General features: G+C 39.9%; 2 protein-coding genes. Both read left to right on the top strand.

Annotated elements, in window-relative coordinates:
• The coding region (locus H1P_RS35180; RefSeq protein ID WP_144876408.1) for a Tn3 family transposase at nt 1-1707 on the top strand (1707 nt) is incomplete at its 5' end.
• The gene (locus H1P_RS35175; protein WP_144876406.1) at nt 1708-2415 is read left to right on the top strand and encodes a tyrosine-type recombinase/integrase; all 708 of its coding nucleotides are present in this window, start codon (nt 1708-1710) and stop codon (nt 2413-2415) included.
• The last annotated feature ends 634 nt before the right edge of the window (nt 2416-3049 follow it).

Here is a 3049-nt window from a genome sequence, read left to right as displayed (position 1 = left end):
AAACAAAGATATTATGACTCATCAGAGAAAGTACCCATAGAAGGAGTTCTCAAAAAAAGTTGGCAAGAAATTCTGATTGAAACCGATAGCGAGGGTCAGGAACGGATTAATCGCATCAACTATGAAATCTGCGTACTTCAAGCCTTGAGGGAACGTTTGCGTTGTAAGGAAATCTGGGTAGAAGGGGCAAATCGCTACCGCAACCCAGAAGAAGATTTACCAGCAGATTTTGAACAACAACGAGAGGTTTATTATCAAGCATTAGGACAACCTACCAATGTAGAAGAGTTTATTAATCCCTTAAAGCAAGCGATGGATATAGCCCTCAAAACACTGAATGATGGGCTACCAAAAAATCCTAAAGTAGAAATCCTCCAGAAATATAAGGGCAGTATTCGTCTTTCTCCTCTAGAAAAACAACCCGAACCAGTCAACCTGTTAAAGCTCAAAACTGAATTAACCAAACGCTGGTCAATGACTAGCTTGCTAGATATTTTAAAAGAAGCTGACCTACGAATTGGTTTTACTAATAACTTCAAAAGTTTGGCTAGCAGAGAAACTTTAGACCGAGAAACCATTCAAAAGCGTCTTTTGTTATGCCTTTACGGTTTGGGGACAAATACAGGATTACTGCGAATTAGTAATGGTACGCCTAATGTACACCATCACGACTTACGCTACATCAAACGCCGATTCGTTCATAAAGAGGCATTACGGCAAGCCATAACTCAGGTAGCTAATGCCATTTTTCAAATTCGTCTGCCCCAAATTTGGGGAGAGGGGACTACTACCTGCGCTAGCGATTCTAAAAAGTTTGGTGCGTGGGATCAGAATCTGATGACCGAATGGCACGTCCGCTATGGTGGTAGGGGTGTCATGATTTATTGGCACGTCGAGAAAAACTCTACCTGTATCTATTCCCAACTTAAAACCTGCTCCAGTAGCGAAGTAGCAGCAATGATCGAAGGGGTTTTACGCCACGATACAGAAATGACCGTGAAAAAGAATTTTGTCGATAGTCACGGACAAAGTGAAGTAGCTTTTGCGTTCTGTCATTTATTGGGGTTTCAATTGATGCCCCGTTTAAAAGCTATTAAAAGACAAAAGTTATATCGACCACTAGCAGGAAACAGCGATGCCTACCCCAACCTGCAACCTGTTCTCAGTCGCACCATTAACTGGGATTTAATTCGCCAACAATACGACCAGATAATTAAATATACGACCGCATTGAGATTGGAAACGGCAGAGCCAGAAGCTATTTTGAGAAGATTTACTCGTGCCAATGTTCAACACCCTACCTATCAAGCTTTGGGAGAGTTAGGGAAAGTATTGAAAACTATTTTTCTCTGTCAATATCTCCATTCGAAAGCTTTACGGCGGGAGATTCATGAAGGTTTGAATGTAGTTGAAAACTGGAATAGTGCCAATAGCTTTATTTTCTACGGTAGAAGTAGTGAATTTTCTAGCAATCAGCATTCCGAGCAGGTTTTATCCATGCTTTCTCTTCATCTGCTGCAAGTTTGTCTAGTCTATGTTAATACTCTGATGCTGCAATCGGTTCTTTCTGAATCTCATTGGTCGTCAAAGATGACCACAGAAGATAAACGCGCCCTCAACCCACTGATCTACGGTCATGTTAATCCCTACGGAATTTTCCCTTTGGATATGAACAAAAGATTGAAAATCGAGTGGCAGGTAGCTTAAATGAATATGCAGAGAACTCCAGCCCCAAAGAAAGCCAAACAGTTAGCGAAACATCTTCGTAAGGAACGACCAGACTATAACTATTTGAAAAGTGTCTTCCGTCACCTGCGGACTGAATTGGAAGTAGAAGTCCCCAAAGCCCAGAAAAAGTTACCTAATATCCCTACCGAAGAAGAAATCAAACGTTACTATGACGCAGTTTGGCAAGCCAGAAACGTTCAGGACATGGTAATAATTAAGACCTTACTTTATACAGGGGTGAGAGTTAGTGAGTTAGTCAATATCAAAATAGAGGATGTCGATTTTCAGCGTTGTCAAATTCGTATTAATGATGGGAAGGGAGGGAAGGACAAAATTGTTCCCTTTCCAGTTTCATTTAAAGAAGTTTTAGCGATGCACGTTGACCAAATGTCTCAAAAAAAGGCGACTTATTTGTTTGAATCTTCTTGGAAACGAAAATACAGTACCAGAGGAATTCATAAGATCTTGGCTAAGTATGCCGAAGCTGCGGGACTATCTAAACCGATTTCACCCCATCAATTACGTCATTTTCTGCTGACTTGGTTGAAGAAACAGGGAATTGATGATGCTCTGATTCAACCTTATTCTGGTCATTCTTCTCGACAGTCGTTGGAAGTATATTCGCGTTTAAGTATTGGAGAAGCGCAAGAAATTTACGAACAAGCGATGCTGAAGTTTCCTGTATAAGAGAGTTTTGGGCATTTGGCACTTATGGTAGCTTCTCTAGCATTACGCCAAATATATGAAATCTTACTTTTCCCTTGGCGATCCTTTCTGCTTTCAGCGATCGCCTTTGTGACTCAATCAAACTATTGTAGCTATCAGTTACAATGTAACTATAGAATTCAACACAGTGTTTCAAATGTCCAAAGTAGTCAGCACTAGACTAGCAGCAGATACAGAAGCTAGATTACAAAGATTAGCTCGTCGTTTGGGAAAAACTCCCAGCGAAACAGGAGCAATGCAGCAATTCTCATTATGAGAATGATTATCAATATTTTCAAGAAGGTGAGTTCAATTAAACCCAATTCTTTCGTGAGCGGATTGAATTTTGCTCTTTTATTTCTCATTTAAGCTCTTGAGTTTTTGTATTACATAAAGGCTTCGAGAAAATGAGCCAGAAAAACCATCCTAATTATCCTGATTAATGAAAATTAGGGGGATTTTTTGGGGAACATCCCATTTTGGCAAAAATAGGGGTATAAATTCGCGAGTATTGCTCGCGAATAATGACCGTTTTTAAATATCTTCTTGTTCCCCATCAAAAGACACATCTATTAAACTGCTCTTTAAGGAATCAATTGTTTTTTGTAGCTCGGAA

The organism is Hyella patelloides LEGE 07179 (genome assembly GCF_900659865.1).
In the GTDB taxonomy this organism is placed as follows: domain Bacteria; phylum Cyanobacteriota; class Cyanobacteriia; order Cyanobacteriales; family Xenococcaceae; genus Hyella; species Hyella patelloides.
This window is presented reverse-complemented; position numbering and strand designations above follow the sequence as displayed.